The sequence below is a fragment of the Aurantimonas sp. A2-1-M11 genome (assembly GCF_036549475.1).
In the GTDB taxonomy this organism is placed as follows: domain Bacteria; phylum Pseudomonadota; class Alphaproteobacteria; order Rhizobiales; family Rhizobiaceae; genus Aurantimonas.
Window position 1 is genome coordinate 19,850 of the sequence record NZ_JAZHLI010000055.1, and the last position, 7,857, is coordinate 27,706.

At 66.4% G+C, this 7,857-nt stretch carries 7 protein-coding genes; 3 read left to right on the plus strand and 4 right to left on the minus strand.

Annotated elements, in window-relative coordinates; translation table 11 throughout:
• Positions 1-241 precede the first annotated feature (241 nt).
• The 4 genes from VQ042_RS19515 to VQ042_RS19530 all read right to left on the minus strand — a co-directional run bounded on the left by VQ042_RS19515 (position 242) and on the right by VQ042_RS19530 (position 4,325).
• Entirely contained in the window at positions 242-1,525 is a 1,284-nt protein-coding gene (locus VQ042_RS19515; RefSeq protein ID WP_331821980.1) for a TRAP transporter large permease, read from the minus strand.
• Positions 1,522-2,079, minus strand: a complete 558-nt coding sequence (locus VQ042_RS19520) for a TRAP transporter small permease (protein ID WP_331821981.1) — start codon at positions 2,077-2,079, stop codon at positions 1,522-1,524. The genes VQ042_RS19515 and VQ042_RS19520 overlap by 4 nt, the downstream gene beginning before the upstream one ends.
• 97 nt (positions 2,080-2,176) lie before the next feature.
• Positions 2,177-3,157, minus strand: a complete 981-nt coding sequence (locus VQ042_RS19525; protein WP_331821982.1) for a TRAP transporter substrate-binding protein — start codon at positions 3,155-3,157, stop codon at positions 2,177-2,179.
• 88 nt (positions 3,158-3,245) lie between these two features.
• Positions 3,246-4,325, minus strand: a complete 1,080-nt coding sequence (locus VQ042_RS19530) for a 4-hydroxythreonine-4-phosphate dehydrogenase PdxA (protein ID WP_331821983.1) — start codon at positions 4,323-4,325, stop codon at positions 3,246-3,248.
• Between the two features lie 113 nt (positions 4,326-4,438).
• On the opposite strand from VQ042_RS19530, the gene VQ042_RS19535 reads away from it, so the two are divergent.
• The 3 genes from VQ042_RS19535 to VQ042_RS19545 all read left to right on the plus strand — a co-directional run bounded on the left by VQ042_RS19535 (position 4,439) and on the right by VQ042_RS19545 (position 7,638).
• Positions 4,439-5,122, plus strand: coding sequence for a GntR family transcriptional regulator (locus tag VQ042_RS19535; RefSeq protein WP_442880139.1), 684 nt, complete (start codon positions 4,439-4,441; stop codon positions 5,120-5,122).
• 254 nt (positions 5,123-5,376) lie between these two features.
• Positions 5,377-6,636, plus strand: coding sequence for an MFS transporter (locus VQ042_RS19540; protein ID WP_331821985.1), 1,260 nt, complete (start codon positions 5,377-5,379; stop codon positions 6,634-6,636).
• A gap of 69 nt (positions 6,637-6,705) precedes the next feature.
• The gene (locus VQ042_RS19545; RefSeq protein ID WP_331821986.1) at positions 6,706-7,638 is read left to right on the plus strand and encodes a hypothetical protein; all 933 of its coding nucleotides are present in this window, start codon (positions 6,706-6,708) and stop codon (positions 7,636-7,638) included.
• The last annotated feature ends 219 nt before the right edge of the window (positions 7,639-7,857 follow it).

Consider the following 7,857-nt stretch of genomic DNA (forward strand, 5'->3'; position numbering starts at 1 on the left):
CGGTCGGTTGGTATGCCGGCGTAATTCCATGCGCGATGCGTTGCCGAAACATTGTCCATTCGCGAANCACGACCGCGAACGGCCGCGTCCCGCAATCCGAAGGATGAGTGAACGTCGCGTCCGGTCGGTTGGTATGCCGGCGTAATTCCATGCGCGATGCGTTGCCGAAACATTGTCCATTCGCGAAAAGGGCCGGTCATGCCGGCCCTTTTCAGATCATCCGATCGGTCTCGACCAGTCGCTAATCGTAGAAGACGTCGACCAGCGACAGCGAGACCGCGGGGACGTAGGTCACCAGGATCAGGATCACCAACAGGACACCGATGAAGGGCAGGTTCGTCCGCGTCGTGCGCCAGATGTCGGTGCGGGCGATCGAGCAGGCCGTCACCAGCACGCTGGCGACCGGCGGCGTCTGCTGGCCGAGCGCGATGTTCAGGGTCAGCAGGATGCCGAACTGGATCGGGTCGATGCCGATCTGGTGGACCAGCGGCATGAAGATCGGCACCGTCAGGATGATCGCCGCGGCCCCGTGCAGCACCATGCCGACGAACAGCAGGAAGACGTTGATGATCATCAGGACAAGGAACTTGTCCGTCGTCAGCGTGGTGATGCTGGCCGCCAGGCGCTGCGGCATCTCCGTCTCGGTGAGATAGAGGCCCAGAACCGCCGAACTCGCCACCAGCAGCATCACGACGGCGGTCTGGATCACCCCGTCGGTCAGCGCGTGATAGAACTGGCGGATGTCGATCTCGCGATAGACGAGACCGCCGATCAGCAGCGCAGCGACGACGGCGAGGCCGGCGCCTTCGGTGGCGGTAACGAAGCCGCCGAAGATGCCACCCAGGATGATCAGCGGCAGGATCAGCGCCCAGCCGGCATCCTTGGTCGCGTGCCAGAGCCGGGTCAGGCTGAAGGCTTCCTCCCGCGGCAGGTCGTAGCGCACCGCGAAAAAATAGCAGAGCGCCATCATCGAGAAGCCACCGAGCAGGCCCGGCACGATGCCGGCCACGAACAGCTGGACGATCGAGGTGTCGGACAGGGCGCCATAGAGGATCATCGGGATCGACGGCGGAATGATGATCGCGAGCGAGGCCGAGGACGAGGTGACGGCGGCGGCGAGACGGGGCGAATAACCCTTCTTCTTCATCGCCGGTATCAGCACCGAGCCGATCGCGGCGACGTCTGCCACGGCCGAGCCGGAGATCTCGGCGAAGAACAGCGACACGCCGACATTCACCATGGCGAGGCCGCCGCGCATGAAGCCGATCAGCGCCGAAACGAACGCGATCAGCCGGCGGGAGATGCCGCCGGTGTTCATCAGCGCCCCGGCGAGGATGAACAGCGGAATGGCGATCAGCGGGAAGCTCGTCGCCCCGTCGAAGACCGACAGCGCCGCGTTGAGGAAGCCGAGATGGCCGTTGAGGATGTACACGCCGACCAGCGCGCTGGCGAGGATCGCGACGGCGATCGGCAGGCCGACGGCGATCATCACGAACAGGGACAGGAGGATCAGCGCCTCGGTCATCGGGATTCTCCTCCGTTTCTGGCGTCGAGTTCGGCCTGGGCGCGGGCGATTTCGGCGGCGATCTCGCGATCCTCGGGGTCCAGCCCCTCCTTGGCGTCCGCATAGCGCTCGGCCAGCGTCAGGAGGCGACCCAGGATGATCAGACCGGCACTGACCGGCAGGATGGCCTGCACGAAGCTGCGTGACACGAAGCGCACGGAAATCAGCGTCTCGTTCCCGAAGATGTCGAGAATGGCCCAGCCCGCCCAGCCGATCACGGCGAAGACGGTGAGGAAGATCAGTTCCACCAGGGCGAACAGCAGCAGGCGACCGGTCGGCGGCAGTGAATAGAGCAGGCCGCTGAAGCTGAGATGCGCATTGCGCATGGTGGCAAGCGCGGCACCGGTGAAGGTGATCCATGCCAGGAGCACGGAAGCGACCTCGTCGTACCAGATCAGCGAATTGCCGGAATAGCGGTACGCGACCCCGAGCAGGACCACGAGAGCGAGACAGACGAGAAGGAAGATCGTCACGGCCTGAAGTGAGACGTCAAGCCAGCGAGCGAGCCGGGACATGGGCGCGTTCCCCGATGAAGAGTGCTTGCGGGCGATGCCCGGACCATTCGGCGGGGCACGGCCATGCCGTCCCCGCCGGATGTTCGGATCGCAGCGATCAGTCGGCGAGCGACAAGGCCTCGTCGATCATCTCCTGCCCGCCATCGACCTCGGCCGCAAATTTCTCGTAGAGCGGCTTGGATGCGTCGACGAAGGCCTGGCGATCTGCCTGGTTGACCTTCATGCCGGATTCCTCGAGCTCCTTCAGCAGTGTCTCGTCATCGGCCGCGCCCTGCTCGCGGGCCCAGATCGCCACTTCCTCGGCGGTCGTCGCCAGGATCTCCTGGACCTCGGGGTCGAGCTTCTCGAAGGCGGTGACGCCAACGGTCGGATAGGCCGGGGAATAGACGTGGCCGGACATCGACAGATATTCCTGGACCTCGTTCAGCTTGCCCGCGGAGATGTTGGTCAGCGGGTTCTCCTGGCCGTCGATGACACCGGTCTGCAGCGCGACGAACACTTCCGAGAAGGACATCGGCGTCGGGTTGGCGCCATAGGTCTTGAACATGTCCACGCGCCAGGACGAATTCGGCGTGCGGATCTTCAGGCCCTCGAGATCGGCCGGCGTGTTGATCGGACGCTCGTTGTTGGTGATCTGGCGGAAGCCGTTCTCCCAGATGGCGAGCGGGCGATAGCCCTGGGCCTCTGCGGCCGGCACCAGCACGTCCTGGAACAGGGTCTCGTCGATCCGCGCCAGATGGTCGCGATCCTTGATCATGAAGGGCAGGTCGAAGAGCGCGTATTCCGGGGCGATCTCCGGCATGGTGGAGGACGGAAGCGTCATGTGCATCGTGCCCAGCTTGATCTTCTGGAGCATGTCCTTGTCCTTGCCGAGCTGCGAGGAGTCGAAGACCTTCACCTCGCCCTTGTCGCCCAGCTTCTCGTTGGCGCGGCGCGCGAACTCGCTGGCGGTGCGCTCCTGCAACGAACCATTCGCGGCGCTCAAGCCGAAGATGATGTCCTCCTGGGCCTGGGCCAGCCCGCTGGCGGCGAGCAGTGCGGCGGCGGCAACCGCCGATTTCAGCGTGAAGTGGATCATGTGGGTCCTCCCGTCTGGTGGATTGATTGGGTTGTCTTTCGATGCGGCCTTGGCGACCGTCTTCGTCTTGTTGAAGGAGCGGCGCTCCTCAGCGCGCGGCGGCCGCGTCCGTTGCGCGACGCACCAGCGATGCGAATGGCTGTTCGGCCGCAGGCAGATCCTCCTCCTGCCGCGGCTTGCGTGCCGCCAGCATCAGGCCGAGCTCGATCGCCTTCAGACCGGCACCGGGATTGGCGACGCCCTGGCCGGCGATGTCGAAGGCCGTGCCGTGGGCCGGCGTGACGATGGGGAACGGATAGCCGGCAATCAGGGTGACGCCGCGGTCGAAGCCGATCAGCTTCATGGCGATCTGTCCCTGGTCGTGGAACATGGTCAGGACCGCGTCGAACTCGCCCTTCAGGGCGCGCACGAACACCGTGTCCGACGGCACCGGGCCGGTGACGGCCATCTGGTGGGCCTGGGCGCGCTGGACCGCCGGCAGGATGATGGCGTCGTCCTCGGTGCCGAAATTGCCGCCGTCGCCGGCATGCGGGTTGAGCGCCGCGACGCCGATCCGCGGCCGTTCGAAGCCGGCGCCCTGCATCGTCTCGATGGTCAGGCGCAGGCTCTCGAAGACGCGGTCCTCCGTGATCGTCTCTGCAACCTTCGACAGCGGGATGTGCGAGGTGCAGCGGGCGTTCCAGACCTCGTCGAGGACGTTGAACTCGCTGCCGTTCTTCGTGACCTCGATGGTCCGGTTCACGAAGCCGATCTCGTCGACATAGTCGGCTTCCGACAGGCGCATGGAATGCTTGTTGAACGGCGTGAAGAAGACCGCGTCGGCATAGCCGTGCCTGGCGGCCAGCAGGGCGCATCGGAAATTCGCGAGGGCCGAGGCCCCGCCTTCCGGGCTCGACGCACCGATCGTGATGGTGGCCGGATCGCAATTGCCGAGATCGACGAAGCAGGAACGCTGCGGCCGCTGCGTGCCCAGTTCGTCGGCCGTCATCGTCGGCAGGTCGATCGTCACGCCGGCATGGGCGGCGCCCATGTCGAGCACCCGCCGGTCGCCGACGACCAGGAGAATTGCGGTCGATGCCACCGGATCGGCAAGAAGCCGCGCGGCGAGCTCCGGACTGATACCGGCCGGATCACCGATGGCGAAGGCCAGGACGAGGGGCAGGGGCATGCAAGTCTTCCTTCGCGATTTCCGCATATCGCATTTTGCATACGATATTTTTCTTTGCCTGCACAACCCCCCGTTTTGCTATAATCTCCCTTCGATGGCCCGGGAGCAGGATGGTGGACAGAATGGATGCGGCAGACATGGCGGCGCTCGACGCGCCCCTGATCCATCGGCAGACCCTGCACGAGCAGGTCGCCGGCAGGATCCGCGACATGATCATCGAGGGTCATCTGGAGCCGGATGCGCGAATCAACGAGGCGGCCCTGGTCCAGAGCCTTGGCGTCTCGCGCACGCCGCTGCGCGAGGCGCTCCGCACGCTGGCCGGCGAAGGGCTGATCGACATCCGACCGTCCCGTGGCAGCGTCGTGCGGCGGCTGTCGCCCGAGGACGTCGCCTCGATGCTGGAGGTCCTGGCCGAGCTCGAGAGGCTGGCAGGGCGCCTCGCCTGCGAGCGCGCGAGCGACGCCGAACTCGCCGAATTGCTGGCCATCCACGAGGCCATGATCGGCTATTATGAAAAGCGCGAGCGCCTGCCCTATTACAAGATGAACCAGGCGATCCATTCGGGCATCTCGCGGCTGTCGCGCAACAACATGCTGATCGACGTGCAGGGGACCATCCAGGCCCGGCTGAAGCGCATCCGCTTCCTCGGCAACCAGGGCCCGGAGGCCTGGGCGAGTGCGGTCGCCGAGCACGAGGAAATGGCCGCGGCTCTGCGCCAGCGCGACGGTGCCCGCCTGGGGGACATCCTCGCCCGCCACTTGCAGAAGACCTGGGATCGCGTGAAGAGCGTGGTGTGATCCGACCGTTTGAATGCCTGGCCGCGCCCCCGCCAAGATCGCCTGCCGTCCCCGGTGCGGCGCGACCAATTCTGCGCCGGTTCGCAAACGGATCGTGCGACCGGGTGCCCTTCCCGTCCGCTGTGATCCTCCGGCACCCCCCGAATGACGAAACCGAGAGACTCTCCCGTGCAAATGATGCTCGACTGCGTGCCGGTGCCGCCGGCTACCGCGACCCGACCGCGTTTTCATCCCGTCGACGCGGCAGACGCGATATGACCACGAGCGCCCCGTCCGCCCGGGACCAAGAGACCGCTACGACCGAGGCGGTGAGCCTGCCCTGGCTTCTGACCGAGACCACCCTCATCCAGGCGCTCGGCACGGCTGCGGTGCTGACCGTCCCGGCGCTGGCGCCCGCCGTCGCGGTCACGCTCGGCGTGCCGTCGAGCTTCGTCGGCTATCAGGTCGGGCTGGTCTATCTGGCGGCGATGGTCTCCTCCCTCGTCGGCGGCGCACTCGTCGCACGATGGGGACCGTGCCGCACCGGCCAGACCGCGATGGCGCTGGCCGCGGGGGGAAGCCTTCTCGTCAGCATCCCGCATCTGGGAGGCATGGTTGCCGGCTCGCTGGCGATCGGCTTCGCCTACGGCCTTATCAATCCCTCCGCCTCGGACCTGCTGCAGCGTCATTCGCCGCCGCACCGGCGCAATCTCCTGTTTTCGGTCAAGCAGACCGGCGTGCCGATCGGCGGCATCCTGGCCGGGCTGGTCGGTGCCCCGATGGCGGTGGCGCTGGGCTGGAGCGCGGTACTGTGGGCGGTCGCGGCCGCCTGTCTCGTGCTGATGTTCGCGTTGCAGCGGGGCCGCGCCAAGCTCGACGCCCATGCCAATGCGTCGACGCGCCTGCTGCGCTCATCGATCCTCGGGCTCGAGACGATCCGCTCCGACCGCTCGCTGCTGCTCCTGGCAGCCTCGTCCTTCTGCTTTTCCGCGATCCAGCTCTGCCTGGTGGCCTTTCTCGTCGTGCTCCTGGTCGAGGATCTGCAGTTGGGTCTCGTCGAGGCGGGCATGATCCTGGCGGCCGTCCAGGTCATGGGCGCGGTCGGCCGGCTTCTCTGGGGCTATGTCGCAGACCGGATCCGCAGCGGCCTGGCCGTGCTCACCGGCCTGGCCGCGCTGATGGCGGTCATGTCGGTCGTCATCCTCTTCGTCTCGCCCGACTGGCCGCTCTGGACCGTCATAGTCGCCTTCATGGGCCTCGGCCTTACGGGCGTGGGATGGAACGGTGTCTATCTGTCGGAAGTCGCCCGGCTCAGCCCGCTGCGTGCCGTCGGCTCGGTCACCGGCACCGCGATGTTCGTCACATTCGCCGGCGTCCTCGTCGGCCCGACGATCTTCTCCTTCGTGCATGCCCGGATCGGCAGCTATATCGGCAGCTACGGCGTCCTGACCGTCCTGGCGCTGGTCGGCGGCGCGCTGGCTGCCGCGACCTGGATACGGGACCGCCGGTCGACGGCGGCGGCCGGCGCCGACTGACGAGACCCCGCAGGGAGACGACGCATGGCCGATACCGGGCCCCATGATCGAAGGAACGCCTGACGGACGATGGCACGGATCGTGACGATGATCGGCCGGAACGGCCGCTGGATGCTGCTTGCTGGACTGGCCGGTGGACTGCTGTTTCCCGAACTGGCTTCGCTCATGCGCGCCGCCCTGTTCCCGCTGATCGCGGCGATCCTCTTCGTGTCCGTCCTGCGGGTGGAACCGGCGCAGATCGCGCGCGCCCTCACCCATATGCGCCGGGATCTGCCGCTGGTGCTGTTGCTGCAATTCCTGCTGCCGCTCGCCGTCGCGGCGCTGTTCTTCGTCTGCGGCATCTCGGGACCGCTCGCCGGTGTCATCATCCTGACGACGGCCGCCGCACCGATCACCGGCGGCGCCGGCCTGGCCGCCCTGACCGGCCTCGACAGCATGACGGCGCTGCGCCTCCTGGTCTGGGGCACGATCCTCCTGCCGCTCACCTCGATCCTGCCGCTGCAGATCGTCTTTCCCGGCGAAGCGATCTCGCCGCTGGAGCCGGCCCTGCGGCTTCTCGGCGTGATCGCCCTGGCCGGTGGTCTGGCACTTCTCGTGCGCCTCTTCTGGCAGCCCGGCCCGCAAGGCGAGGCAATGGTCATGCTCGACGCGGCGAGCGCGCTCCTGCTGGCGGCACTGGTGCTGGGCCTGATGGATGCGATCCAGCCAATGCTGCTGCGCGATCCCTGGCAGGTGCTGTTGCTGCTGGCCGCCGCCTTCGGGCTGAATTTCGGCCTGCAGATCGCCACGAACACGATCCTGCGCCGTTCCGGCAGCGATCCACGCATCGGCGGCGCCGTCGCCCTGATGGCGGGCAACCGCAATCTCGCGCTGTTCCTGGTCGCGCTGCCGCTGTCTTCGATGGAGGCGATGATGGTGTTCGTCGGCTGCTACCAGATCCCGATGTTCCTGACACCGCTGCTCATGCGGAGTTATTACGGACTCAGGGACGGGGCTATCTGAACGGGGCGAACGGCGATTGTGCACCCGACATGTGATTCATACCGGTCCGCGCTTGATCTGACTCGGTTGTGATTGTCTTGTTTTGGGTGAGCATGATTCCCTGTTTCCGCCAATGGAGGGAACGAGCGATGGCCTTGAAAATAAACGAGGATCTATCGGCTGCGGAGCTTCGGGCTCTGGCACGGCGAGAGACCAACGGGCGGGTGGCGAGCCGTCTTC